Source organism: Streptococcus sanguinis, assembly GCF_050223295.1.
Taxonomy (GTDB): Bacteria; Bacillota; Bacilli; order Lactobacillales; family Streptococcaceae; genus Streptococcus; species Streptococcus sanguinis_X.
The window spans coordinates 77,483-102,396 of the sequence record NZ_CP071424.1 but is presented as its reverse complement, the minus strand read 5'-3'; the positions used below and the strand labels follow the sequence as shown (position 1 = coordinate 102,396).

At 43.9% G+C, this 24,914-nt stretch carries 25 protein-coding genes; 2 read left to right on the top strand and 23 right to left on the bottom strand.

What is annotated here, in order from left to right:
* Positions 1 to 57 precede the first annotated feature (57 nt).
* From J1C77_RS00585 to J1C77_RS00530, 12 genes are all read right to left on the bottom strand, one after another.
* Positions 58 to 1,155 (bottom strand): LysM peptidoglycan-binding domain-containing protein, encoded by a 1,098-nt coding sequence (locus J1C77_RS00585; protein WP_002922711.1) that lies wholly within the window; start codon positions 1,153 to 1,155, stop codon positions 58 to 60.
* 436 nt (positions 1,156 to 1,591) lie between these two features.
* The gene (locus tag J1C77_RS00580) at positions 1,592 to 2,215 is read right to left on the bottom strand and encodes a V-type ATP synthase subunit D (RefSeq protein WP_002894455.1); all 624 of its coding nucleotides are present in this window, start codon (positions 2,213 to 2,215) and stop codon (positions 1,592 to 1,594) included.
* A complete protein-coding gene (locus tag J1C77_RS00575; protein ID WP_002902006.1) occupies positions 2,212 to 3,606 on the bottom strand; it encodes a V-type ATP synthase subunit B in 1,395 nt (464 codons plus the stop codon). The genes J1C77_RS00580 and J1C77_RS00575 overlap by 4 nt, the downstream gene beginning before the upstream one ends.
* Positions 3,593 to 5,383: a V-type ATP synthase subunit A gene (locus tag J1C77_RS00570; protein ID WP_002922714.1), complete on the bottom strand. Its 1,791-nt coding sequence runs from the start codon at positions 5,381 to 5,383 to the stop codon at positions 3,593 to 3,595. Before J1C77_RS00570 ends, J1C77_RS00575 begins: the two co-directional genes overlap by 14 nt.
* A 37-nt stretch (positions 5,384 to 5,420) precedes the next feature.
* Positions 5,421 to 6,710 carry a hypothetical protein gene (locus tag J1C77_RS00565; protein ID WP_002917866.1) on the bottom strand — a complete coding sequence of 430 codons (1,290 nt, stop codon included), beginning with the start codon at positions 6,708 to 6,710 and terminating at the stop codon, positions 5,421 to 5,423.
* Between the two features lie 115 nt (positions 6,711 to 6,825).
* On the bottom strand, positions 6,826 to 7,527 hold the full coding sequence (locus J1C77_RS00560) for a GNAT family N-acetyltransferase (protein WP_042763067.1): 702 nt from the start codon (positions 7,525 to 7,527) through the stop codon (positions 6,826 to 6,828).
* A gap of 7 nt (positions 7,528 to 7,534) precedes the next feature.
* Positions 7,535 to 7,855, bottom strand: a complete 321-nt coding sequence (locus J1C77_RS00555; RefSeq protein ID WP_002894448.1) for a V-type ATP synthase subunit F — start codon at positions 7,853 to 7,855, stop codon at positions 7,535 to 7,537.
* Positions 7,842 to 8,855 (bottom strand): V-type ATPase subunit, encoded by a 1,014-nt coding sequence (locus J1C77_RS00550; protein WP_002922720.1) that lies wholly within the window; start codon positions 8,853 to 8,855, stop codon positions 7,842 to 7,844. Before J1C77_RS00550 ends, J1C77_RS00555 begins: the two co-directional genes overlap by 14 nt.
* 10 nt (positions 8,856 to 8,865) lie before the next feature.
* The gene (locus J1C77_RS00545; RefSeq protein ID WP_002922721.1) at positions 8,866 to 9,456 is read right to left on the bottom strand and encodes a hypothetical protein; all 591 of its coding nucleotides are present in this window, start codon (positions 9,454 to 9,456) and stop codon (positions 8,866 to 8,868) included.
* Positions 9,457 to 9,466: 10 nt separating this feature from the next.
* The gene (locus tag J1C77_RS00540; RefSeq protein WP_002898768.1) at positions 9,467 to 9,946 is read right to left on the bottom strand and encodes a V-type ATP synthase subunit K; all 480 of its coding nucleotides are present in this window, start codon (positions 9,944 to 9,946) and stop codon (positions 9,467 to 9,469) included.
* A gap of 132 nt (positions 9,947 to 10,078) precedes the next feature.
* Complete coding sequence (locus J1C77_RS00535; protein ID WP_002922722.1) at positions 10,079 to 12,034, bottom strand: V-type ATP synthase subunit I; 1,956 nt, start codon at positions 12,032 to 12,034, stop codon at positions 10,079 to 10,081.
* Positions 12,024 to 12,347: a hypothetical protein gene (locus J1C77_RS00530; protein ID WP_002922723.1), complete on the bottom strand. Its 324-nt coding sequence runs from the start codon at positions 12,345 to 12,347 to the stop codon at positions 12,024 to 12,026. Before J1C77_RS00530 ends, J1C77_RS00535 begins: the two co-directional genes overlap by 11 nt.
* A 414-nt stretch (positions 12,348 to 12,761) precedes the next feature.
* Between J1C77_RS00530 and J1C77_RS00525 the strand changes: the two genes are divergently transcribed.
* The gene (locus J1C77_RS00525; RefSeq protein ID WP_002922724.1) at positions 12,762 to 13,601 is read left to right on the top strand and encodes a MurR/RpiR family transcriptional regulator; all 840 of its coding nucleotides are present in this window, start codon (positions 12,762 to 12,764) and stop codon (positions 13,599 to 13,601) included.
* Between the two features lie 92 nt (positions 13,602 to 13,693).
* Positions 13,694 to 14,758 carry a DUF4839 domain-containing protein gene (locus J1C77_RS00520; RefSeq protein ID WP_002922725.1) on the top strand — a complete coding sequence of 355 codons (1,065 nt, stop codon included), beginning with the start codon at positions 13,694 to 13,696 and terminating at the stop codon, positions 14,756 to 14,758.
* Positions 14,759 to 14,856: 98 nt separating this feature from the next.
* Here J1C77_RS00520 and J1C77_RS00515 read toward each other — a convergent pair whose 3' ends face one another.
* The 11 genes from J1C77_RS00515 to J1C77_RS00465 form a co-directional block, all read right to left on the bottom strand.
* Positions 14,857 to 15,186 (bottom strand): hypothetical protein, encoded by a 330-nt coding sequence (locus J1C77_RS00515; protein ID WP_002922726.1) that lies wholly within the window; start codon positions 15,184 to 15,186, stop codon positions 14,857 to 14,859.
* A 45-nt stretch (positions 15,187 to 15,231) separates the two neighbouring features.
* A complete protein-coding gene (locus tag J1C77_RS00510) occupies positions 15,232 to 16,116 on the bottom strand; it encodes an ROK family protein (RefSeq protein ID WP_002922727.1) in 885 nt (294 codons plus the stop codon).
* 33 nt (positions 16,117 to 16,149) lie between these two features.
* The gene (locus tag J1C77_RS00505; RefSeq protein ID WP_002922729.1) at positions 16,150 to 17,067 is read right to left on the bottom strand and encodes an N-acetylneuraminate lyase; all 918 of its coding nucleotides are present in this window, start codon (positions 17,065 to 17,067) and stop codon (positions 16,150 to 16,152) included.
* A gap of 34 nt (positions 17,068 to 17,101) precedes the next feature.
* Positions 17,102 to 17,752: a DUF624 domain-containing protein gene (locus J1C77_RS00500; protein WP_002922731.1), complete on the bottom strand. Its 651-nt coding sequence runs from the start codon at positions 17,750 to 17,752 to the stop codon at positions 17,102 to 17,104.
* A 21-nt stretch (positions 17,753 to 17,773) separates the two neighbouring features.
* On the bottom strand, positions 17,774 to 18,226 hold the full coding sequence (locus J1C77_RS00495; protein WP_002922732.1) for a YhcH/YjgK/YiaL family protein: 453 nt from the start codon (positions 18,224 to 18,226) through the stop codon (positions 17,774 to 17,776).
* A 4-nt stretch (positions 18,227 to 18,230) separates the two neighbouring features.
* Positions 18,231 to 19,061 (bottom strand): carbohydrate ABC transporter permease, encoded by an 831-nt coding sequence (locus J1C77_RS00490; protein ID WP_002905745.1) that lies wholly within the window; start codon positions 19,059 to 19,061, stop codon positions 18,231 to 18,233.
* Positions 19,062 to 19,077: 16 nt separating this feature from the next.
* A complete protein-coding gene (locus tag J1C77_RS00485; protein WP_032906291.1) occupies positions 19,078 to 19,965 on the bottom strand; it encodes a carbohydrate ABC transporter permease in 888 nt (295 codons plus the stop codon).
* Between the two features lie 95 nt (positions 19,966 to 20,060).
* Complete coding sequence (locus tag J1C77_RS00480; RefSeq protein ID WP_002922735.1) at positions 20,061 to 21,380, bottom strand: ABC transporter substrate-binding protein; 1,320 nt, start codon at positions 21,378 to 21,380, stop codon at positions 20,061 to 20,063.
* A gap of 257 nt (positions 21,381 to 21,637) precedes the next feature.
* The gene (locus tag J1C77_RS00475; protein ID WP_002922736.1) at positions 21,638 to 22,774 is read right to left on the bottom strand and encodes an ABC transporter ATP-binding protein; all 1,137 of its coding nucleotides are present in this window, start codon (positions 22,772 to 22,774) and stop codon (positions 21,638 to 21,640) included.
* Positions 22,775 to 22,787: 13 nt separating this feature from the next.
* Complete coding sequence (locus J1C77_RS00470) at positions 22,788 to 23,486, bottom strand: N-acetylmannosamine-6-phosphate 2-epimerase (RefSeq protein WP_002922738.1); 699 nt, start codon at positions 23,484 to 23,486, stop codon at positions 22,788 to 22,790.
* 377 nt (positions 23,487 to 23,863) lie between these two features.
* Positions 23,864 to 24,865: an alpha/beta fold hydrolase gene (locus J1C77_RS00465; RefSeq protein ID WP_002922740.1), complete on the bottom strand. Its 1,002-nt coding sequence runs from the start codon at positions 24,863 to 24,865 to the stop codon at positions 23,864 to 23,866.
* Positions 24,866 to 24,914 lie beyond the last annotated feature (49 nt).

Sequence of the window (24,914 nt, the reverse complement as noted above, 5' to 3'; positions counted from 1 at the left end):
ATTCTCGCTTTTTCACAGAGAATATCAGAAAAAGCCCATTTCTGGGCTTGTTTCATCTTATTCATTCATAGATACGTGAACGTGGTCGTAATGATTTTCAGTTACACTACCACGGTCTGGCATTTGGTTCCAAGTATTAGCTGGTCCATAAATGCTTTCAAATGGTGCATAGAACTGTTGCTGCCAGATAACGTAAGAGATTCCTCTTTCAGTCATATTAGAAGTAACATCGGCTGCGACCTGGTTTCCTAATTCAGTATTCTCACCAACGATAAAGTCAGCTGCCAAGCCCTTACCATGGTCACCACTATCACCTGGGCGGTAGAGACTAAATTCTGTAATGCCATATTTAGCTGCTATCTCTTCTTTCAGAGCTGCAGTTTGTGGCTGAAGACCTTCATTAGCAGGATTGTTAGTTGTCACGCTAGCAGCATCTGTTACAGCTGGAGCATTGTAAGTTGTTGGCTCAACAGCGGCAGTTGCTTGACTGACTTGGTCTTGGCCTAATTCAGTAGCTGCTGGAGCCGCCTCTACTGGTGCTTCTGGACTTGCAGCCACTGCCGGCTGTAGCGCTGCTTCTACAGGAGCGGCTGCATTTGCTTCCGCAGCTGGGGCTGCTTCACTTGCAACTTCTGCTACTGGGGCAAGAGCTTCTTCAGCAGGCGCTGATACTTGATCTGCTGGAGCTGCAACAGCTTCCTCAACAGCCGGAGCTGGAGTTTCTGCTGCTTGAGCCGGCGCCGCTGGAGCGGCTTGTTCAGCACCAAAAATCTCGCTAGCTGTATAATCTTCCGTTACCAATCCTGCATTATTGCCCGCTTGGTAGCTTTGGATTTCTACAGAGGTAATTTCGTTGTGGCCATTTGTTGTAATAGTCAAAACAGTACCTGGGAAAATCAAGTCAGCATTGGCAATTTGGTTGATTTTAGCCAAGTCAACAAGGTCAATGTTCATCGCTTGAGCGATATTTCCCAAAGTGTCACCATATTGAACAGTGTAAGTTTGTTGGTTTTCATTGCTCGTAATATCCGCTTTAATTTGCTCAACTGTTCTGGCAGTCCAGTTTTGTGGCTGCTCCTCAGCTCGCGTTGTCAACAAAGGCAATGCTGACAAAGCAACAGTTGAAGCCAAAAGTAATTTCTTATTCATTTTCATATGCAAAATGCACCTTCCTAATCATTCATGATACGAAAACCATCTTACCATAAATCTTCTAAGAAAAAAGCCTTTTTCGACCTATTTAACAAAACTGTCTGCCCCCTGTAATATGGAGATTTGTTTGTAACATATAAAAAATTGCAGCAAGCAAAAGAACCTCATTTAGAGAGGTTCTGTTTTTTCTTTTGGGCTTATTTGAACTCTTGGTATTCAGCTAAACTGAATCCGACCTAAGCTCTTGGCAAAAAAGAGAAAATCTCCTAGAAGCTGTCGCTTCTTCGTCTATTTTTGCTGTGAATATATCTATTCACTCTGGGTTAGCTCAGCTAAATCGAGCTTCGGCTAAAAACTCGGAAAAAAGAGAACTGGCTCGGATTCATCGAATCCATCGTCCAGTTCCTATTTTTCAGTCGTTTTTTAACGCCTCCACATCTTACTTCACCTTCATCATTCGGACGAGGCTGGCCCGTTCGGCTTCTTCCAGCTTCATCTCGATGTAGTAGATGGTTTCTTTGAGGTCAGGGATGGTAGCATACTCTAGTCCATTGACCCGGCGGCGGGTTTTCTCGATTTCATCCGCCATTAGCTGGCAGCTTTTCTCAATTTCAGCCAGTCGCAGCAGGTCAGGGAGCAGATCGCTCATGCTTTCAATGGTTTCATCCATCTGGCTATTAGACGCCACATAGCTATAAACCACATCTCCCTCGTCATCACTGTGCGGATTGTCAATATGGGCGTGCATCTTGGGCACGCGCACACTCATGATATTCTCAGTCTCCACATGTAGATTGACCTCCCGCGTGGGGACGGCAAAAATCTCCTCGACCATGAGGTCGCTCTCCAGCGCCTTGGCCATGACAAAATCCTGTAGGTGGCCAACCAGAGCGGATTCGACCTTTTGGCGGAGCTGATTGTTCTCACGGACAGACTCAATGAAGCGCCGCATCAGCTCATCCCGCTTGTCCTTGAGCAGTTTATGCCCACGGACAGCCGTTTTGAGACGGGCTTTTAAGTTATTCAGCTCCATCCGAGTCGGCTTGACATTGAGTCGTGTCATCTTTCTTCCTCCTTGGTCTGCGGCAAGTATTGGTCAATCATATCGTCCTTGATCCGCTTGAGCTCCGTTCTAGGTAAGATGGACAGGAGTTCCCAGCCCAGATCCAAACTTTCTTCAATGGTTCGGTTGGTCTGGAAACCTTGATTGATGTATTCCTGCTCGAAGCGGTCGGTAAAGCGCACATAGAGCTTGTCCGTTTCGGACAGGGCGGATTCCCCCAGAACGACAGCCAACTCCTTAGCCTGCTTGCCTTGCGCATAGGCGGCAAAAAGCTGGTTCATAGTCGCAGCATGGTCTCCCCTAGTCTTGCCCTCACCTGAACCCTTGTCCTTGAGACGAGACAGAGATGGCAGGACATTGATGGGCGGACGATAACCACTGTTGTAAAGGTCGCGTGAAAGGATAATCTGACCTTCCGTAATATAACCCGTCAAGTCTGGAATCGGATGGGTAATATCATCCTCTGGCATGGACAGGATCGGAATCTGAGTCACTGAGCCTTTCTTCCCGACCAGACGTCCAGCCCGCTCATAAAGGGTGGATAGGTTAGTATAGAGGTAACCCGGATACCCACGTCGACCCGGCACTTCACGCCGAGCTGCGGAAACTTCCCGCAGGGCTTCACAATAGTTGGTCATGTCAGTCATGATAACCAGAACGTGCATATCCTTTTCATAAGCCAGGTACTCAGCTGCTGTCAGGGCAATCCGCGGCGTTGCAATCCGCTCGATAGCTGGGTCATTAGCCAGATTGATAAAGAGCACCGAGCGGTCAATGGCTCCTGTCTCCCGGAGGTCATTCATAAAGAACTCAGCTTCTTCAAAGGTAATTCCCATGGCCGCAAAGACCACGGCGAAGTTTTCATCAGAATTAAGCACGGTAGCCTGACGGGCGATTTGAGCAGCTAATTCCTTGTGGGGCAGACCAGAGCCAGAAAATACTGGCAATTTTTGTCCCCGAACCAAGGTATTGAGGTGATCGATGGCTGAAATACCGGTCTGGATAAACTCATCAGGATAGTCGCGAGCTACTGGATTGATGGCTTGACCGTCAATATCCAGATATTTTTCTGGCAAGATAGCTGGGCCACCATCAATCGGCTTGCCCATTCCATTGAAAATCCGGCCTACCATGTCTTCTGACACTGGCAGCTCTAGCGGACGGCCGGTAAAGCGGACCTTGGCTTTTTCCAGATTGATGCCGCTAGATCCCTCAAAAAGCTGGACCATAGCCTTGTCTTCTTGGACTTCCAGAACCTGGCCCTGACGCTTGCTACCGTCATGTAGCTGGATTTCTACCAATTCATTGAAATGCACGCCAGCAACCTGATCGACAATCATCAGAGGGCCGACAACTTCACTGACGGTGCGGTATTCTTTAATGACGCTCATTGTCTAGTCCTCCTTGGGCAAGAATCTGGTGCAGGGTTTCCTCGATAGTCTGACTGAGAGCCTGAATTTTTTCCAGCTGGTCTTCATGGATAAACTTGCTGCGGGCAATTCGATCACGCAGCTCCACTGTTCCTTCCATGATTTCCCGGAAATAAGCTCCCAGCTCCAAGGCACGATTGGCCTCCGCATCGAAGGTCAGGATATTGCTCAATAAAGCTACCTGCTTTTTGAAAGAAGTATAGGTGTCTACATAATCAAAGGCATTCTGCTGCAGGTAGTCCTCGCGGATCATCTTGGCCGCATTCATGGTCAGCCGGTCCTTTTCAGACAAGGAATCCAAGCCCACCAAACGCACGATTTCCTGCAGTTCGCTTTCCTTTTGCAGGATATTCATGGCCTTGGTGACTTTCTCAGCCCAAGCAATCTTCTCATGCTGGTCGATATAGGCTCCCACTTCGTCTAGGTAGAGTGAGTATGAGCTCAGCCAGTTGATAGCTGGGAAATGCCGGCGTTGAGCCAGCTGGGCATCCAAGCCCCAGAAGACCTTGACAATCCGCAGGGTATTTTGCGTTACCGGCTCAGAAATATCTCCACCTGGAGGTGATACGGCCCCGATAGCGGTTATAGAGCCTTCGCGCGCAGTTGAACCGAGTGTCTTGACCCGACCAGCCCGCTCATAATATTCAGCAATTCGGCTGCCAAGATAGGCAGGATAGCCTTCGTCGCCTGGCATCTCTTCCAGACGGCCGGACATTTCCCGCAGAGCTTCTGCCCAGCGAGAGGTGGAGTCCGCCATGATGGCCACGGAATAACCCATGTCACGGAAGTATTCTGCGATCGTAATCCCTGTGTAAATCGACGCTTCCCGAGCCGCCACCGGCATATTGGAGGTGTTGGCAATCAGCACCGTCCGCTGCATAATGGACTGGCCAGTTGATGGGTCAATTAGTTCTGGAAATTCATTGAGTACGTCGGTCATCTCATTGCCACGCTCTCCGCAGCCGACATAGATAACGATGTCAACATTGGCAAACTTGGCCACCTGGTGCTGGACGACAGTCTTACCAGCTCCGAATGGTCCTGGTACAGCAGCTGCCCCACCCTTGGTCACTGGGAAGAAGGTATCAATGACCCGCTGACCTGTCACCAAAGGCTCAACCGGAATCAGTTTTTGAGCAAAAGGACGCCCACGACGGACTGGCCATTTTTGCATCAGAGTCCCTTTAAAGATAGACCCGTCCGCCTGCTCAATCTCATAAACAGTCTCTTCAACAGTGAAACTACCTGCTGAGATGTTGGCCAAGCAGCCACTGACGCCGACTGGCACCATGATGCGGTGCTCTACCAGATTGGTCTCCTGCACCGTTCCCAGAATATCGCCAGCCTCAACCGCCTCTCCGACAGACAGACTTGGAACAAAATCCCACTTAGTCTCTCGGTCTAGATTTGGCAGTTGGACACCGCGGACGAGGAAGTCGCTCTCCGTGATGGTCTGGAAACGCTCCAAAGGCCGCTGAATTCCGTCAAACATCTGAGAAATCAGACCTGGACCCAGTTCAACAGACAGAGGGCTTCCAGTCGTGATGACCGGCTCCCCCGGACCCAAGCCAGAAGTTTCTTCATAAACCTGAATAGAGGCTTGATCCCGCCGCATTTCAATAATTTCACCGATCAGCCCCAAATCGCCAACCCGGCAGATATCCTGAATATTCGCTTCCTGCATCCCTGATGCCAGCACCAGAGGACCAGAAACTTTGATAATCTTTCCTTGACTCACAATCTTCCTCCATTCTTTGTAAAGATTGTATATACTTTTATTTTTTTATAAATATTTTTAATAATGTTTTTTCAAACGCTGTTGGGTATAGATAACCTATTAAAGAATCATTATACTTCTTAAGAGAATAAAGCGTTCTTATAGATTCATAAATATCATATAATAGAACATCAAGTTGGTTTGTAGTTTCTTCGTCCAGTGAATTTATATCATAAGTGCATGATTTCATATCAACACTAGATAATCTCAAACTCATACCTTTTTTAGTAAAAAACAATCTATCAATTTTTTCCTCTGTATCTAATTTAGAAAACTGGGTACATAGCTGTAGTATATCGTATCTTTTTACAAATAATTTCCAAATAGAAGTTTTATCTCTAGTTTGCAAAAGAAATTTAATTACTTTTGCCATATTTTTAATCTCTACAAAGTTATTTAAATGTTTATCCAACATGCCAAACTCATTAAAATAATAACTCTTATCTAATTCGCTGTAGTTTGGAATCATTTTATTTAAAAATGATTTAACTATTATATCTTGATCATTGATTACATAATCCATATTCATAGAAAAATCATAAATTAACTTATCCATAATGTTAGATAATTCTTCATGTTTTAGCACAATTTCTCTAAACAGTTCCCCATGCTTCTCATCAATCACTCTTTTTACCTCTCTTTGCTGATTATAAAAGTAAAAGAAGAATAACGTAGGGATAATCGTAATCAATGCTACCATTGCCGGAAGCCTCGTAAGTACCTCTCCAAAATTAATTTCTAAACTTAACAATTTGAATAAAGTAGTTTTGATTAGATCTATATACAAAAGGAATTGCTTGCTATCATTAAGATACAATAACAATAAACTAGTCATTCCCAGAGAAATAACCGCAGGTATACTGATTAAAAAATTTAAAATCTTCTTGATAGGTTTATTTATAATTCCTCTCCATACTTTACTATCATTAGGAGAGGTACCATAAGTAACCCAACCTAGTCTATTTTTATAATATATTTTAGATAAGGAATAATCAATCCTAATCCAGATAAGAGAGGCTCGAATATTTCTTTCTTTTATAGCCAATCTTCCACGTTCTTCAACAATCAACTCCAATCGAGTATAGGATATATTTATCAAGAAATCGTAACTTAATAAAATCACAAACACTATAGATGTTACAAGGACATATATAGAAAAGTATAAAAAAAGCAGGTTAAGAAACTTAAACAAATCTCCATTTGAGACATTAATATAACCAGACATATTATTTATGCCATTAAAATGAAGTAAGATTACAAGGAGAATTAGAAATATTTTTTTTAGCATACATACTCTATATTAATTTTTAGTGTTTTAACATTTTTATGAATTCGCGACAGAGAAGAACTATGTGAAACTTTCTGATATTTTCATATTTTAAAACTATTTCACCACTAAGAAACTATACCTTAAAATCAGATAAGGCTTTTATTTGCTGGCCGTTTTTATCGAAATTGTCTTGGCTTAGCCATTTTTCTAGACGATTCTTGACGGCCGGCCAATCCTTGTCAATCATGGACAGCCAGTCAGTATCTCGATTGCGCCCCTTATAGACTACCGCCTGACGAAACCTACCCTCATAGATGAAACCAAGCCGCTCTGCTGCCCGTCTTGAAGGCTGATTGAGGGAGTCGCATTTCCATTCATAGCGGCGATACTCCAGCCCTTCAAAGACATAGCGTGCCAGTAAGTACTGGGCTTCCGTAGCCAGTCTGGTGCGCTTCAGCTTGGGTGAATAGGTCACCGCTCCCACTTCGATAACGCGGTTATTTCGGTCAATCCTCATCAAGGCAAAAGTTCCTAGAGCCTTGCCGCTCTCCTTGTCCACAATCGCATAGTGGAAACGATCCTGTGCTGCCAGCATCTGATCTAGCTTCTGTGACCATTCTGCCTGATTTTGGGCAGGATTTTGGAAGAGATAGGTCCACATATCCGCAGGAGAATCTGGGCCATACACCTCATACAAATCCGCTCCATGCTTGTCCTTGGACAAACGCTCGATAATAACATACTGGCCTTCGATTCGCTCCAGATTGGGCAAGTCCCCCGGCTGAAAATCCGGCAGAGCATCCCCAATGGGTTGGCCTAGTTCATTCATTCGCATAAAAACCTCACAATATATCTTGTCCGACAGCCTTTTCGACATTTTCATGAATCCGCGAAAGAGCCAGTCCCGTGCTCCCCTTGTGGGTAGGAATGAGCACAAGAGCAGGAATCTCCAGCTGGTCATAGTAGGCCAGGGTTTCTGGAATATCCGCAGCCATATCCTCCGTCAGATAGATAATGCCGAAATCTTCACGGGCGAGCCGACGCAGGGTATTGACCGTCTCCTGAGCTTCTTTCACTGGAAAGGTCTGAAAACCAATCAGCTTAAAAGGGAGGATGGTGTCGCGATTCCCCACGACAGCAATCTTGTAGCTAGTCTTGTCCATAAATCGGTCGCATCCTTTCTCTGATAAGCTCTACTGGCAGCTGATTGTCCATACCGGTCAAAATCAGCCGCAGATTCTTGACTTCCAACTCCTTGCCCAGCAGATAGCGGGCCAGAGGAAGCGGGCCATCTGTCTCAAACTGACCAGTCGCCAGCAACTTGGCCTGCAAGAGGTCCGCTAGATATTCTAACTCTACTGTCGTCAGGGTCTGGTTCCGCATTTTCTCCTCATAGGAGCGCAGATCCAGATCGTAATCACAGGGATTGACCTGACTAAACCAGGTCAAGAAATCTCCCTGCTCTGCCATGGCAATCCAGTTGGTAGCAGAGAGGCTCCCTTCATCAGACAGGAGCTGCCTCATAAAGCTGCGCGGTTTTCCCAAGTCAACAGCCCGCTTAACGGTGATGGCATTGTAAAAATCAATAGTCAGATTCACCAGCTGCAGCAAGCGGTCATCTTCCAACACCTGTGTCAGGCGCTTGAGATGCTGGAAATAAGCCATATCCATGCCAATCTCCAAGACGCGCACATCCTGATAATCCTGGTATTCCTGCCAGGTCGCAAGCACCTCGTCCAGCATGAAATCTGGACAATACTCAGCCGAAAAGGCCATGACCAAGTGCTCCAAAACCTCCAGCGAATAGGTCCCCACCGGCATCAGCAAATGCTCCAAGGACTGACCTGTCGCCCGACCTTTAAGAAAAACTTTGAGATTGTGGTAGGTATAGCGGAGTGTGAAAATCTCCACTAACTCCTTACTTGGACTAATCTCAAGCGCCCAATTATAAACGGAATACAAATGCTTCATCAGTACTTGCTCAATGGCATTGAGATCCTTGATAGCTTCAGCATCCATGGCATAGACCGTTCCCTGCAGAAGAGCCGAACGGCTGGCAGCATCGTCAGCCTGCAGCAACTGATCATATTGCTGGGGCGTCAAAAAGGAAGCCTCCTGCACGCTAATGGCTGTATTGACTTGAGAGAAGCTTGTTTCACTCATGGTCCGCCTCCTATTCTGCCTGGTCTTTGAAAATATCCTGAGCCAGACGATAGCTTTCCTCCTGCCAGACTGAGTCCAGCAAGTCGCGATAGAGATAACTATCATCCACTCGTCCTTGGCTCAGCACAAAACCTGCCTGACCGGCTATGGACTGGTCTGAAAAGTGCACTTGCGGAAAGGCTTTTTTCAAGTCTTCTAACTGACTGGAGCTGAATTTCTCAGCTGATAGAGCACCGAAAACCAGTGTCAACTCTTTCTCTGGGTATTTAGCCAAGACACTCTTTAGAAACTGCTCTTCTTCAGCTGGTGACCAAGCCATCATCTGAGCATAAGCCTCCTCAAAAAGCTCTCTGAGAACCCGTTGCTTGATGACCAGAGTAGACTGGCGCTTTTGATTTTCCAGCTGCTGAATATCGCGCTGACTGCGCCGACTGATTTCTTTCAGCTGCTGCTCTCGCTGTCCAAGCTTTTGCCGAACCAGCTGGGCCTCACGTTCCTTGGCTTCCTGTTCTATTTTCTCAGTAGCCTCGGCCAAAAGCAGACGCCCCTTCTCGTGAGCCTGCTCCAAGACAGAAGCTTTGAGATCTGATATGTCAGACATAAAAGCCTCCTTACTTCACATTCAGAACCATGATGAAGGAAACAACGAAGGCCAAGATGGCGTAGGTTTCAACCATGGCCGCTAGGATAACCCCTTTCATAACCTCTTCTGGTCGCTTGGCCAAAATCTGAATACCAGCGGTCGCCACTCGTCCTTGATGCTTGGCTGAAAAGTAACCAACAATCGCAACTGGCAAAGCAGCTAAGAAATAAGCCACGCCTGATTGCAGAGCCAATTCTGGCTTGATATTAAAGAAGACGGTAATCCCGATAACAAAGCCGTAGAGACCTTGGGTACCTGGCAAAAGCTGCAGAATCAGAGCTTGAGCAAATTTTTCCGGCTGCTCTTTCAAGAGGGCTGCTGCTGCCTGACCAGTGCTTCCAACACCCAGCGCTGAACCCATTCCACTGAGAAAGACCGCCAAAGCTACTCCCAGACCTGCAAAAAAGGCGCCGCCGTAAGTTCCAAAATATGATGCTAAATGTTCCATGATTTACTCCTATGAAAATGCTGTAATCGTCGTAAAACCAACAGCTAGTTGAATGAATAATGCTTGTTTTGATGATGTAGAAAGTGTTTTTATAAAGATGAGTTTCTCGTCTCTTATCATAGTTCCTAATCTTTATTTCTTGCTTTGCTGAACGTATTTCTCACTAGGCTTGAGCGGAGTGAAAGGCTTGCCGCCACCGTCATAGAATTTCCCGAAGAATTCCACAAAAATCAAACGCGCTCCGTGTACATAACCGGACAGAAAAGATAGAAACATATTAACCAAATGCAGAGCAATAAAGAGCAGAATGCCGATGCTAAAGCGAGCGACAGGTGGAAAGAGGCTAACAATCAAGTTAAAAGCCGAGCCAATGCTGGCTCCCGAAAGCCCCAAAGCCATCAGCCGCGTAAAGCTGACAAGGTCTCCTACATAGCCGCTGACATTGTAGAGATTAAAGAGACCTGACCCTAATCCTGCCAAGCTCTTAGCACTGACAATGGATACTGCCAGTATGCCCAGAGCATTGATGATGGCCAGCCACTGACCAATCGTTGCTGCAAAGGCCAAGGATGGGAAGAAATTTCCCAAGGCCAAGAGTAGCAGCCCCAGCAAAATCAGCACCCAAGCAAAGCCTGCATTATAAGCTTCTGCATAATCCTTGAGGCGGATATTTTTCAGACCGCTGAGGAAGAGGCCCGCCAGCACTGTAATGAAGCCAAAGACGACCGAAATAACCAGAATCGTCATGGCGTCTGAGCTGGTACTAATCAGAGCAAAGGGCAGTTCAAAGCCAAAGAAAGAGCCATAAACCAGTCCCCAGATAATGACTGCCACGCCCAGCAGGCGGAAGAATCGCAGATTCTTAGCCAACCCCGACTTGACATGCAAGAAGTGCAGCGCCAAGCTGGTGCCCACAAAGAGCAAGAGTCCGTAGCCGATATCTGCAACCATCATCCCAAAGAATACAAAATAAAATAGGGAAACGACGGGGGTAGGATCCTTATCACCATACTTAGGCAGGGAATACATCTCCGTCACTAGCTCGAAAGGCTCCACTAAGGCATTGTTTTTAAGCTTGGTCGGAACCTTATCTTCCTCGCCCTCTCGGATTTCTCTGGTCTGAATGAGAATGCTCTGGCCGAACTGCTCCGTCAAGCAAGCCTCAAGAGCTTGAACCTGATTGCTTTCGATCCAGCCTTCCAAGGCTGCCAGATTTTGCGTGCTGGCTAACTGATTTTTACTTTCTTGGCGAGAGGAGAGATTGCAGAGATAGTCCAGCTGAACCTTGAGTTGATCCAGTTCATTCTTGGAAGCTGCCAGACTCTTGGTCATAACATCTGCCACCGCCTCCTGCTGTCGAATATTGGCCTTGAGCTGGGCTACCCGCTCAGCAGGTAGCTCCTCACGGTCATACTCAAAAGGCTTAAAGCCATACTCTTTCAAGATTTTGCGTACTTCTTCCAGAGAGCCTGTCTTGTAAAAAATAAGAACCCCATGCTCCGTATCATCGGTAAAGACTTCCTGAAACTTCAGGTCAGGATGTGCTCCCAGAGCCAAGCGCAGAGCATCGTCGTCGGTATTAGGAATCGTCCCAATCAAAGCTCCCAGATGGCTGAAAGTCGCAGCTGCTTGCGGTGTTAGCTCCAGTGGCTCCCACTTCTCCAGCGCAGCCACTTCTAAGCGATCAGCTTCTATCTGACCCTTGGCCTCTTGCAAGACCTTGAGCTGCTTGCTGATTCCTTCCAGCAGTGCCTCCTCATCTCGGGCCTTCCCTGCCTGCTCCAAAGCAGCAAAGGACAGCTCCAAAGGCTCTTCTTTTAAGGATTCCAGCAGTTTCTTTTTGGGCATAAAAGACTCTAGCTCTGCAATTAGCCTCTCGAGCTTTTCCTGACGACTGAGCAAATCCTGCTGAGATAGCTGCTGATCCGGTCGGCCGACTAAAGTCTGCTCAAAGGCTGCCTGCCAGTCCTCTTCCTGCCGCAAGTCATGAATCTGAACCGACTCTAAACCCTGTAGGTAAAAGAGAAGCTGATCCAGCAGTTCCTTGGGCAGAAGCAGAGACAACTGCCGCATTTGACTAATGGCCATAGGCTTCTACCACCTTCTCTACAATGACTCGCGCCAAGTCTGCTTTCTTATCTGTCAGCGCAGCCGCAACCTTGTCCTCATTCTGCTGGGTTGTCTGCTCCAAGTCTTGCTGCAGGTGCACCAACTTTTGCTGAGAAGTCGCGGTTAATTCCTCAGCCAGCTTCTGCGTTTCATCGTCATAAGTCAGACCTAGCTGTCTGAGATTTTCATCTACCTGCTGTCGCAGCTCCTGAGCCTGTGTCCTGTAGCCCATCAAAACTTCTTCTGCAGCAGTTTCAATTTCCTGCATTTTTTCAAGTGTTTCATTGGCCATCTATTCACCCCCTCGTTTTCAAAAACCTTCGAAAACGGATTTTAAAATCTGCATTCCTGGCTGACTGTCCAACCATCTGGCAAACTCATCTTCTGGAATACAGCTTCGTACTTGCATAAATTATAACATATTTTCAGAAAAACAGTCAGAGATTGCTAAACATCTATCTCAAACTGATAGGAAAAGCCCATATAGATTTGATTCATTTCAATACTTACAAATCAGTCTCAGCTGTACACTCTTGATAAGTTTCAGTCTTGCAAACGGTTTATTTGTCTATAACTATGTTATAATATAAACAAATTCTAAGACAAATATAGAATGGCAGAATAGTAAAAGTGGCTTCAAATGTACCTTCCAGCCAGAACAGCCCTAAACTTTTAATAAACATTATCCCATGAAGAAAGTGATTTTATGAGTCAGCAAAATATCTTGGCTATCATTGAGAGCCATCTTGACAAGATGACCGACTTGGAACAGAGGATTGGTCACTATTTTTTGAATCCAAATAGTATTCAAGAGGATTTACCCTCTTTGCAAGTCGCTCAAACCTTGCACATTTCTCAAGCAGCCTTGACCCGTTTCGCCAAAAAATGTGGCTTTAAAGGTTATCGGGAATTTAGCTTTCAATATTTACAGGACCTACAAAAGTCGCAAATCGAGGCGGATAATATGCAAAGCAGCTTATCACGTCATGTCTTGTACAACTACAATCAAATCCACCAGCAGACAAAAGAACTGATAGATGAGGAAAAGCTGAAGCGAGTGGCTCAAATCATAGAAGAGGCCGACCGTGTTTATTTCTTTGGAACAGGGAGCTCAGGCTTAGTAGCACGTGATATGAAGCTGCGCTTCATGAGACTGGGAGTCGTTTGTGAAGCCCTAACCGACCAAGATGGCTTCGCTTGGACAACTAGTATTCTGGACAAGAACTGCCTCGTTATCGGATTTTCTCTATCCGGACAGACCCAGTCCATCATTGACAGCTTGATTGACGCTAAAAATATGGGAGCAAAAACCATCTTGGTGACTGGACAACCTGAAAAGATTCAAGAAGACTTCACTGAAGTCGTTCCTGTTGCCCTTCAAAGCAAGCCTGAGTTTATCCTACGGATTTCCGCACAATTCCCCATGCTTCTCATGATTGACCTCATCTATGCCTTTTTCCTCGAGATTAACCGCGAGAAGAAAGAAAGAATCTTTAACAGCTTTTGGGAGAATCAGAAATTGAATGGTTATTATCGGAGAAGATAACAAGAAAATAAATATTGAAATAATTTTACAAATTATATTATTGTCCTACTTGTTATGTTATACTCTAACTAAAAGGTTAAAAGGAGCTTATTATGAAAAAATTAGGAATTTATCTTTCTTGCGGTTTATTATTAACTTCATTACAAACTGCTTATGTTGTCAACGCGAATTCTACGGATTCCATTAAGGTAACTATTTCCAGTAAAGAAGCTAAATATCAAGAATATCAAAACGTTATCAAAAAGTTAAACGATGCAGGTTTTACTAATATAAAAACCAATGAAATTAAGGATTTACCACTCGGAGTTTTTACTAAAGAAGGGGACATTGAAAATGGTGATGTTGAAGAAGTTAAAATTGACGGAAAAACAAAATTCAACAGTAGTGATAAATTTCGAAAGGATTCCTTAATTACTATCTCATATCACTCTTTTGCTTCCAACGAAGCGGATGAGAATTTAATTAGTCTCCCCTTTTCTTCTAAAGAAATTTCAAAACAAAATTATAAAGATATTGTTAAAAAACTGAAAAAAGCTGGATTCACTAACATAAAAACTGAAAAAATTGATGATTTGGTATTTGGGTGGTTAAAAAAAGATGGAACAATTGATCAAGTTAAAGTAGATGGAATAACAGATTTCAAGAAAAATGAAAAAATTAATAAAGATACTGAAATAATTGTTTCTTACCACACTTTTCCTGAACAGACAACTGAAGAAAAATCACCTGTGAGTGATGTTGAAAATTCCAGTGCAGCCGCTTCAACTGAAAAGAACATACAAAACTCTAGTTCTTCTACTCAAGAAGTAATAACTACCGAAAACAATGCCGAATTTGCATCCATTCTACAAACTGATGAAGAGGGAAAAATAAAAGAATTTACAAAGAAATATTCTGGGAAAGTTGTTGAATTTGATGGATATATCGCGGACATCCAACGCCTTACGAATACAAAATATAATGCTGATGTACTGATTTATGCAGGCGATACAGGAGCACTCACAGGTCCAGCTTTCCAACTTCATAGAGTTAGTCTTACCAATCTATCTAAACAAGGAGTCACTGGAATAAATCAAAATGTCCATATTAAAGCTACAATTGTTCCTAGAGATAATTATTTATTTGGCCTTGACCCTATTGAAGTGAAACCCCGATAGACTTCAACCTACTACCGCCGCAATACCCACAAACGATAAAAACGAATCAGGATTTTCTGACTCGTTTTCTTTTTTGGTCTAAATTTTTCCTCTTTCTTTCACAAGGGGAGGATTGGCCCATAGATTTCTAATTGGGGCTGAACTTTTTCCATATGAAAGGCATCGTAGGCACGCCACTTTTGATAAGTAGGCTGATCCAGTTTGAGGCTACTAAGACCAATTAAAAAACTAGCACTTTTATGGAAGCTTTCAAGAGCAATGAGAAGACGGTTATCCAGGGCCTTGGTTTTCTCCAAGCTCCTTAAAACTTCTGCTAAGCACTCGTAAAAGCGGATTTCATCTCTTGACCGAATTGCCTTCTTTTGAAAATCTTCCATCAAAGAACCTAGAAGCTGAGCAGCTTCCTGAATGAAACTTCTTTCTGCCATTTGATTTTCCTCTTAAAAGACAAGGAACCTGAGAAAAATCTCAGGTTAAACTTGTCTATTTTTGAAATGATAGTAGGCTCCAAACATACCCGCAGTATTTTGATGATGAGCAAAGGCCAGTTTGGTTTTGTCAGCAATGCTTGGAACCAAAGCATCCTGCAAAGCCGCCTGAATACGCGGTCTAAGGATAGCTTCTTGTCCCATGATGCCTCCGCCTAGAATAACAACTTCTGGATTAACGACATAGCAGATATTGGCAATTCCTTGACCCAGATAGCCAACCATGCGATCGATGCCTTCGATACAGAGTTTATTGCCCTCAGTTGCTTCTTTGAAAATCCGACGGCCATTCCAATACTCTGCGTCTTCTCCATGTAGCTCAGCCACATAATTGACCAGAGCTGTTGTAGATGCCACATCTTGGAAAGCTCCGTCTGGTAGATGCAGGTATCCGACCTCACAAGCAGAGTTACTAAAGCCATGGAAGACCTGACCATCTACGACCAGACAGCCTCCAATACCTGTACCGATTGTCAAACAAAGGGCAATCTTCGCTCCCTTGCCACTACCCGACATAGCCTCCGCCAGACCAGCACAGTTGACATCATTTTCAATCTCACAAGGCAGGGAGAATGTTTCTTCCAGCACTTTTTTGAACTGGGTCCCAGCGTAATTAGGAATCTGTGGCCCAGCATAGAAAATTTCACCCTTGTCTGGATCCACCATACCAGCCGAAGAAATACAAATCCCAGCCAGAGGTCCTTTTTCTAAATAGGCTGCAACAATCGCTTCAACCTTTTGCATAATTCCCGGACCACCTTTGTGGGCCTCTGTCGGCATTTCATGTGCTTCCACCAAGGTCTCAGCCTCGTTGATCAAGCCATACTTGATATTGGTACCGCCAATATCAATGGCAACATAGTGTTTCATAGCACACCTTCTCTCTAGTGTTTATCCTGTTGCTTATAAAAATTGCTCCTTGGTTTGTCTAATCAATTGAGCAGCTTCTTCCACAATTGGCCGATCACTTTCGTGTAGCGGTGTTAGAGGAGAACGGACAGATCCGATGGTCAAGCCTTCATTAATTTCCAAAACACCCTTTATAACAGCGTACATATTGCCGCGGGCACTGGTTAATTTTCCGATGATTGCATTTATCGCATATTGCAATTCTTTAGCCCGTTCCAATTCCTTGTCAGCAATCAATTGATTGAGTTTGAGAAAGAGCTCTGGCATAGCCCCGTATGTACCACCGATACCGGCTGCAGCACCCATAAGACGGCCACCTAAGAATTGCTCATCTGGACCATTAAAGACCACATGATCTTCTCCCCCAAGAGCTACAAAGGTCTGAATATCCTGCACTGGCATTGAAGAGTTCTTCACACCAATCACGCGCTCATTCTTGAGCATTTCCTTGTAAAGGCTAGGAGTTAAGGCTACACCAGCCAGCTGAGGGATATTATAAATCACGAAATCAGTATTAGGCGCCGCCGCACTGATGTCATTCCAATATTGGGCAACCGAATACTCTGGCAAACGGAAATAAATCGGCGGAATAGCTGCAATAGCATCGACTCCCAAACTTTCCGCATGACGAGCCAGCTCCACGCTGTCTTTAGTATTGTTGCAAGCCACATGGGCAATGATAGTCAGACGCCCCTTAGCAACTTTCATCACTTCTTCTAGAACCCGTTTTCGGTCTTCTACACTCAGATAGATACACTCGCCCGAAGAACCGTTGACATAAAGACCTTGTACGCTCTTGGCGATGAAATATTCCACTAAAGCGCGAGTCCGCTCCGGGCTGATTTCACCTTCCTCGTCATAGCAAGCGTAGAAAGCAGGAATGACACCTTGGTATTTGGTCATATTTTTCATTTTCTTTTATCTCCAAATCTAGAATTTCTATAAATTAAGGCTTTTCGTATTTGGCAAAAATCTTCTCTAAAACAGTAATCTGCGTGAAGGCCAATCCAGCAAAACCGATTAAAACAAAGAGCGATAGCCCTAGTAAAAGTAAAAGTCCTGAACTAAGAAGCACTGTCAAAATAGCTACTAGAATAGCTATCATCAGGAAAAACCAAGGAAAGTTAAGACTGAGCAAAACTAGACTAGTCTGTAACCCACCTATAAGAGACTGCTCAAATCGGCCAGCCAGTGGATAAACACACAGAAAAAGCGCTGTTGTAAAGATAAGAAGAGCAAAGCAGGCAACTTTCAGTATTTGAAAAGGTAGAGCCTCCTGACCCCAGATAAGAAGAAGGTCAAAAATACTGATAGCAGACAGCATCAGCTCCAGCAGGCCCAACTTGAAGCCCAACTGCCAATTTTCTCGGAAGGCCTTGATATAGACAGCCGTTACTTTTACACGACGACCGCCTTTGATCTCAAAAAGAGTTTGATAGAGGCTTAGCTTCGCAATACCGATGGTTAGAAGAGGCAGAGATGTCAGCAGAAAAAGCAAGTTTACTGTCGCTAAATCAAGGATTTTCTCACAAATCTGCATAAAGAAATTATCCGTATCAAAAATAGTCTCTATCAATCGAGCACCTCTTTTATCCATTGCTAGCCTCCTTTTCAAATATTAATCCAACAAAACTTTAAATACACACTTTTTAACTGTCTCTTCTCTGCCAGCAAATTGATTAGGCTGGTGGGCTTCTTCTGGCAAAAAAGCAGCAAAATTGAAACCGTCTAACAAGAGCGGATAAGTCTGTTTGCAAACAACAAAACCAATATCTCGCCCTTCATCATAGGCTTCCTGAACTTCTCTAATCTGACAGCCATATTGGATCAGTTCATGCCCTTCCAAAAGAAAGTGCAGGTCCAAGTATCTCTGGTGAAATTCAAAGCTTTCCTCTTGCTGCTGACTGAGAGTATTTTCCTGCAAAAAGAAGAAGACCCTATCACCATCTACTTCATAGCGCCCTGAGTTTAGATTAGATACATCGTGACTCAGGAGATAATCAATGGCTGTATCGATATTTTCGTGAATCCCTCGATAGCGAACAAGATTCTCTAATTGATCAAAAATCATATTTCTATCCCTTAACAGCTCCCATCGTGATTCCTTGTGTGAAGGATTTTTGGAAGATGAGGAAGACTGCCACAATTGGCACTGCAGCCAAAGCTGCTCCAGCCATAATGAGGCCATAGTTGGTTGCCATTTCAGCCTGCATAGTCGCAACCCCGAGCGAGATTGTCAGATTCTGACGAGATGTCAACATAACCAGCTGCATAAAGTAGTCGTTCCAGGTATTGATAAAGGTGAAAATAGCTAGAGCCGCAAAGCCCGGTTTGACAATCGGGAAAGCAACACTCCAGAAAGTCCGAATTTCGCCACAACCGTCGATCTTTGCAGACTCAAGAAGCTCTGTCGGGATATTTTCACTGAACTGCTTCATTAGAAAAACTCCGAAAGGCCAGCCAACCAACGGTAAGATTACTGCAGCCAAGGTATCGTGAATTCCCATGAAATTAACAATACGCACTAATGGTACCAGTACTACTTGCTTAGGCAAAGCCATGGCCGCAATGAAGATGGCAAAAAGAATCCGTTGACCATAGAACCGCTTCTTGGCCAAAACATATCCTGCCAAAGAAGAAGTAGCACAGACCAGAAACATGGTCGCAAGCGAAATGAAAACACTATTCCACATCCATTGCATGGCTGGATTTTGCACCATCAATTGCTGGAAGTTTTCAACCGTTGGCATTTTTGGCCACCATTCTGGCGGAATGACAATCGTTGCTGGTTGAGACTTGAAAGCTCCTGTCAAAATCCAATAGAAAGGAAAGACAAAGAGGATGGTTAATATGGCCAAAACAAAGCCTGATACCACCTTAAAAACGTTCATTTTTTTAGTTTGCATCTTCTTTCTCCTTTCTCTAGTATTCTACATCGTTTCCAAGAATCTTGAATTGGGCAAAGCTGATGATGGCAATCATGACTGCTAAAAAGACTCCCATGGTATTAGCATAGCCGTATTCAGATAACTTGAAGGCTTTTTCATACAGATAGTACATGAGCGTACTGGTTGAATAATTAGGTCCGCCTGATGTCAAGAGCTGAATCAAGGCAAAACACTGGAATGAGTTAATTGTAGTAATGATAGCAATGTAAAGGGTTGTTGGAAGCAGGCTAGGCCATTTGATCTTCCAGAAGACTTGCATTTCTGTTGCACCATCCACTCGTGCAGCCTCAACTAGAGAATTATCAATATTTCCCATTGCTGCGATATAGAGAATGATAGGCTGGCCCACAGAAGTTGTTAAGAGAATAATGATAATCGCTAGCAATGCCCAATGTTTATCCCCAAGCCAAGAAATATTTTGATTGATGACATGGCCTGACTTCAAAACAAAGTTCAAAATACCAGACAGCGGATCGTAGATCCATTTCCATACGACCGTCACAGCTACGCTCCCTGTAACAACTGGCAGGAAGAATACAAAACGGTAAAAGGAACGAGAGACAGCATTCATCTCATAAGTCTGCGAAGCCACAAACAAAGAGAAGAGAACTACAATCGGCACAGAGCCGACCACGATAATGACCGTATTAATCAGCGATTTCATAAAGACCGGATCTTTAAACATCCGAATATAATTATCAAATCCGACAAAAGTAAAGGAGGTCATCGTATAGTTAAAAAAACTAGTAACAAAACCCATAATCATAGGTGCCAAGACAAATACCGTGAAAAATATCAGAATTGGAGCTAAAAACGCGTATGATACTAGGGTTTCTTTCATTCTGATTTTATTGACTTTCACAATGAGGTACCCCTCTTTCAAGATTTTCTAACAAAATCCCCCTTTTTCTACTTCTAGAAACCGTCAACAGAAAAAGGGGAAGATTTCACATTTGCTTATTTTTTAGTAATTGTTTCGTTTGCTTTTTCTGTAAATGTCTTCAAAGCAGGTTCAACCTTTTCATCACCATTGGATACAGATTGGAGCATTGGGAACCAAAGTGTTCTCATTTCTGCAAAGCCATCAATCGTGTTGTAATATGGTGAATAGTACTGAGTCCAGCCACTGATGGTTTCCATACGTTTATCATCATAGAGTTTTCCAAATGAAGTACGAACTGGGAAAGCACCTGTACGAACTACATTCTTAGGTCCCCACTCTTTGTCATCAGCGATAAATTGGACGAATTTCTTAGAAGCTGCTACTTTCTTTTCATCTTTATTGTTAAAGACTGCAAATCCGTTTACAAGATATTCAAGAGCTGGTTTGCCAGATTCTGATGGGAACGGTACTTCCACCACATCGACTTTGCTGGCTTCTAAAAGTTGTGCTTGAATACCATTTTGAGAAGGAGCCCAAAGAAGAGTGTAGGATGTTTGGCCGTTAGCAAAGTTTTGAATGTCTGCTCCACCATCATATTGAGAGCCGTTCATCATCAAACCGTCGTTAATCCAGCCAACTGCTTTTTCCAGTCCTTTGACAAACTTAGGATCATCAGTTGTGTATTTGGTAACTTTTTCGTCTGTAATAGATCCGCCGTAAAGATTAGCGATGAAGGCACGAGTTCCTTGGTCACCACCTTGACCATTACTAAAGAGGGAACCTGGAGTGTAGCCTTTATCTTTCAGAGCTTTCAGCACTTTTTCAAAATCAGATGTTGTCCAGCCTTCCTTGACAAGATTTGCTACACCAGCATCTTCCAACATTTTCTTATTGAAAGCCATATAGAATGGAGCAGAGCTGATAGGATACATGTAAGCCTTGTCTCCTGCCTTGCTGGCTTGGATAATGTTATCATTATTGACATCTTTGACAAAGTCATCAGTAAAGAGATCATTCAAATCAGCTAATTTACCATTTTTTCCATACTGGATAATCCGACCTGGTGCATCAAACAAAACATCCGGTGCTGTGCCTGCTTCGATAGCGGTCGTAATCTTTTCAGGACCAGATTTAAAGTCAATAGTTTCTAGATTGACGTGAATATCTGGGTTCGCTTTTTCAAAAGCCTCGATAATTGATTTTTCATAGGTTCCAACACCATCGTTGGCATTTTCCTGTGTGAAGACTGGGAAAGCCCACCAAGTAATCTCTGTTTTGCCAGAATTACTGCCAGAGCTAGCTGTTTTATCTGATCCGCCATTGTTTCCACAAGCTGCTAAAGAAACAATTGCAGCACCTGTCAATAACGATGCGAATAATTTTCCGAATTTCATATTCTTTTCTCCTTAAAAATGAATTTCTCTTAAATCTAGTCCTTTTCTTTACAAAAACTGAGAGACTTATTTGTCTTTGTTTTTCCAGTTTCAAGTAAGGATTGGACCTGGTGACAGACATGGACCTGTTAGTCCTTCTTGTTTTACTGCTTCTTCAGAACAGTAAATAAGTATTTTTAGAACCTTAACTCGATAAATTCACTCCCTTTTAATAATTCTCTTTTTAAAGATAGCGTTTTCATTTTTATTTAAAATTCTTAGATTTTGATTCTCTCCTGACTATCAAAATCAAATATATGAGCCTTAGGCATCTTAAAGGTAAAGCGAATTTTAGAGCCAGGCTTCAAATAGTTAGAAGCTTCCACTTTGGCTGAAAATTCTTGTACGCCAGCCTTACAATAGAGAACAGACTCGCTGCCTAGTAACTCAGAAACGGTGACTTCAGCATCTACAGTGCTATCTGGAAAAGTATCTTCTACTATCAACTCAGCTGAGATATCCTCTGGTCGAATGCCCAGTATCACTTTCTTTCCTTGATAGCCTTTTTCTTCTAGGATTTTACGCTGACCGTCTGGAAGTCCAACAGCAAAGCCTTGTCCATCTGTAAGCTGATTGCCCTCTAAGTTCACTTCAAAGAAATTCATAGCTGGACTGCCGATAAAACCTGCCACAAATTTATTAGCTGGTTCGTTATAAAGTTCCTGAGGCGTACCGATTTGCTCGATTCGACCGATAGTACCTGTTCCTGCTTCGTTCTTAGTAGCTGACATGATAACGATGCGGTCAGCCAAGGTCATGGCCTCGGTCTGGTCGTGGGTTACATAGATAGTCGTCGCTCCGATACGGCGGTGAATTTTTGCGATTTCTGCCCGCATGGACACGCGCAGTTTAGCATCCAAGTTAGACAAGGGCTCATCCATAAGGAATACTTTGGCATCACGGACAATTGCCCGTCCCATAGCTACCCGCTGGCGCTGACCACCAGATAGGTCGGCTGGTTTACGATCCAGCAGCTCTTTCAGCCCAAGGATTTCCGCCGCTTCCTGAACCCTTTTGTCAATATCAGCCTTATCATACTTGCGAAGTTTGAGTCCGAATGCCATATTGTCATAAACAGTCATGTGAGGATAAAGGGCATAATTTTGGAAAACCATGGCGATATCCCGATCTTTAGGAGCAATGTCATTGACAAGATTTTGATCAATATAGAGCTCCCCTTCTGTGATATCCTCAAGTCCTGCAATCATCCGCAAGGTTGTTGATTTCCCACAACCGGAAGGTCCTACAAAAACGATAAACTCCTTATCCTTAATATCCAAATCAAAATTTTCAACAGAGTAAAAATCACTATTAGGATACTTTTTATATAGTTTATTTAGTGTTAAGGTTGTCATTCATCTACCTCACTTATTTTAATCCTGCAACAAAGCGCTCTGTAATTTCTTTAGGCCGAGTAATGGCTCCACCGACAACGATGCCCCTTACACCTAAATCATGTATCTGCTTGGCTTGACTCGGATAGTGAATCTTTCCTTCAGCGATGACATCAAAGCCTGCTTGACACAAGCGGCGGATAAGCTCAATGTCCGGTCCGTCAACCTTAGGGCTGTAGGAAGTGTAGCCCGATAAGGTCGTGCCGACAAAGTCTACACCAGCTTCTACAGCAGCAGCAGCTTCTTCATAGGTACTGATATCTGCCATCAATAGCTGATGAGGATACTTGGACTTGACCTGCTTGATGAAATCCGCAACTGTCAAGCCATCATGGCGCTCCCGCTTGGTACAGTCCAGAGCAATGACTTCAATATCCAGAGCAGCCAACTCATCCACTTCCCGCATGGTAGCCGTGATAAAAGGCTCTTGTGGCGGATAGTCGCGTTTGATAATTCCGATGATGGGCAGAGAAGTTACTTCCTTAATCTCCCGAATATCGCGAACGCTATTAGCTCGAATACCGACAGCACCGCCTTGCTCAGCAGCCTTGACCAAGAGAGGAATGACTCCTCCAGCTTCCGTATAAAGCGGCTCCTGGGGCAAGGCTTGACAAGAAACAATGATGCCGTCTTTAATCTTGGCTATCAAGTCATCTTTTAAAATCTGTGACATGAATATACAATCTCCTTTCGTATGACATCGGTCTGATCAGATAGTCTAACAACTATCTCGGACCTCAGGTAGAGCAGGGAAGAAGGCCGCAAACAAATATTTTTACTTCCTTATCCTAGACTCCATTTTTTAACTCGAGTATTTCATAATGTTATTATAAATAATTTTTAAAGCGCTTTCAATATTGTTTGGAATTTAGATTTTAGTTTCCGAATTTTCCAGAAAAACAGAAATTCCTGAAAGTACTTTCAGGAATCCGTTTTGTAGAAAAGTCAATGAAAGAGCGAGCAAACTTCTAAAAAGATTCTCATTTCTATACTCCCTCAGGCAAGTAAAAAGGGCTAGACAAAGGCCTAGCCCCAAAGGGGGGACGAATATTATCTCTCTGATTTAAAGTCCGAAATGAGAGAAAGTCTTTTTATTTTGGTTCCGCAGAGCCAGTTAAAAACAGTATCGCTGACACGGACATTCATAGCCTCATGCCCATATTCAGGCAGGAGATGATACTCCTTTTCTCCAGCCAAACGGTTATAAATGGCAAACTGCGTGATAGGATAGCAAACATCATCCTCCAGGCCAATAATCATCTGCACTGGACAGCTAATACGATGGGCCAGATTTTTCACGTCAATATAAGCAAGTGTCTGCAACAACTGCTCTTCTGTCTCATGAAAAGGATCATGGAATTTGAAATAACGAAAGAGCTCATCATAGGCTTCACTGGTATTGCCAATCTCCAAAACCCGTCTAAAGTCCGCAAGGAAGGGATAGATGGCTACAGTCTGCTTGATCCGAGAGTTTAAAGCAGCTGCCACTAGGGCCAAGGCTCCGCCCTGTGAACCGCCAAAACTAGACAAACGATTTTCATCCACGAAGTCCAAACCAGCCACTAGCTCGACCAAGGTGTAAACATCCAGATAGACATCCTTGAAAAAAAGCTGATCCGGTCCATCCAGAGCCCCGCGGATAATATGTCCTTTAACAGTATTGCCGCGGACTTCTCTATCACCATCCAGTGAATAGCCAGACTGACCACGGACATCCATTGACACCACACCCCAGCCCGCTGCCGTATAGGCCAGCATATCAGCCCAATCCCAGCCCTGCCCCATATAACCATGGAAATGAAACAATACCGGAACTTTTTCTGATAACTTAGGCACAACTAGCTTAGCATAGATTTGCCCACCGTTTCCAGACTTGAAGGTTAGCTCATAGCAAGTCGCATATGCAATTTGAAAATCTTTTTCCAGCAACTGATAGTCCTGAGGCACTTCCACTTCTGCCACGTGTTTATTCCAAAAGGTATCAAAATCGTCGGGCATTTCATCTCTTCCGCGATAATGTAACATTTCTTTAAGTAAAGTAGGGTTTTTCATGTCTTATCCTCCCAACGATTCTTGAAACCTCTTTCATCATACCATAGAA

Bases quoted from the DNA above. Each gene is read 5' to 3' on its own strand.
- J1C77_RS00585 (WP_002922711.1), bottom strand. From the start codon at position 1,155: ATGAAAATGAATAAGAAATTACTTTTGGCTTCAACTGTTGCTTTGTCA.
- J1C77_RS00580 (WP_002894455.1), bottom strand. From the start codon at position 2,215: ATGACACGACTCAATGTCAAGCCGACTCGGATGGAGCTGAATAACTTA.
- J1C77_RS00575 (WP_002902006.1), bottom strand. From the start codon at position 3,606: ATGAGCGTCATTAAAGAATACCGCACCGTCAGTGAAGTTGTCGGCCCT.
- J1C77_RS00565 (WP_002917866.1), bottom strand. From the start codon at position 6,710: ATGCTAAAAAAAATATTTCTAATTCTCCTTGTAATCTTACTTCATTTT.
- J1C77_RS00560 (WP_042763067.1), bottom strand. From the start codon at position 7,527: ATGCGAATGAATGAACTAGGCCAACCCATTGGGGATGCTCTGCCGGAT.
- J1C77_RS00555 (WP_002894448.1), bottom strand. From the start codon at position 7,855: ATGGACAAGACTAGCTACAAGATTGCTGTCGTGGGGAATCGCGACACC.
- J1C77_RS00550 (WP_002922720.1), bottom strand. From the start codon at position 8,855: ATGAGTGAAACAAGCTTCTCTCAAGTCAATACAGCCATTAGCGTGCAG.
- J1C77_RS00545 (WP_002922721.1), bottom strand. From the start codon at position 9,456: ATGTCTGACATATCAGATCTCAAAGCTTCTGTCTTGGAGCAGGCTCAC.
- J1C77_RS00540 (WP_002898768.1), bottom strand. From the start codon at position 9,946: ATGGAACATTTAGCATCATATTTTGGAACTTACGGCGGCGCCTTTTTT.
- J1C77_RS00535 (WP_002922722.1), bottom strand. From the start codon at position 12,034: ATGGCCATTAGTCAAATGCGGCAGTTGTCTCTGCTTCTGCCCAAGGAA.
- J1C77_RS00530 (WP_002922723.1), bottom strand. From the start codon at position 12,347: ATGGCCAATGAAACACTTGAAAAAATGCAGGAAATTGAAACTGCTGCA.
- J1C77_RS00525 (WP_002922724.1), top strand. From the start codon at position 12,762: ATGAGTCAGCAAAATATCTTGGCTATCATTGAGAGCCATCTTGACAAG.
- J1C77_RS00520 (WP_002922725.1), top strand. From the start codon at position 13,694: ATGAAAAAATTAGGAATTTATCTTTCTTGCGGTTTATTATTAACTTCA.
- J1C77_RS00515 (WP_002922726.1), bottom strand. From the start codon at position 15,186: ATGGCAGAAAGAAGTTTCATTCAGGAAGCTGCTCAGCTTCTAGGTTCT.
- J1C77_RS00510 (WP_002922727.1), bottom strand. From the start codon at position 16,116: ATGAAACACTATGTTGCCATTGATATTGGCGGTACCAATATCAAGTAT.
- J1C77_RS00505 (WP_002922729.1), bottom strand. From the start codon at position 17,067: ATGAAAAATATGACCAAATACCAAGGTGTCATTCCTGCTTTCTACGCT.
- J1C77_RS00500 (WP_002922731.1), bottom strand. From the start codon at position 17,752: ATGGATAAAAGAGGTGCTCGATTGATAGAGACTATTTTTGATACGGAT.
- J1C77_RS00495 (WP_002922732.1), bottom strand. From the start codon at position 18,226: ATGATTTTTGATCAATTAGAGAATCTTGTTCGCTATCGAGGGATTCAC.
- J1C77_RS00490 (WP_002905745.1), bottom strand. From the start codon at position 19,061: ATGCAAACTAAAAAAATGAACGTTTTTAAGGTGGTATCAGGCTTTGTT.
- J1C77_RS00480 (WP_002922735.1), bottom strand. From the start codon at position 21,380: ATGAAATTCGGAAAATTATTCGCATCGTTATTGACAGGTGCTGCAATT.
- J1C77_RS00475 (WP_002922736.1), bottom strand. From the start codon at position 22,774: ATGACAACCTTAACACTAAATAAACTATATAAAAAGTATCCTAATAGT.
- J1C77_RS00470 (WP_002922738.1), bottom strand. From the start codon at position 23,486: ATGTCACAGATTTTAAAAGATGACTTGATAGCCAAGATTAAAGACGGC.
- J1C77_RS00465 (WP_002922740.1), bottom strand. From the start codon at position 24,865: ATGAAAAACCCTACTTTACTTAAAGAAATGTTACATTATCGCGGAAGA.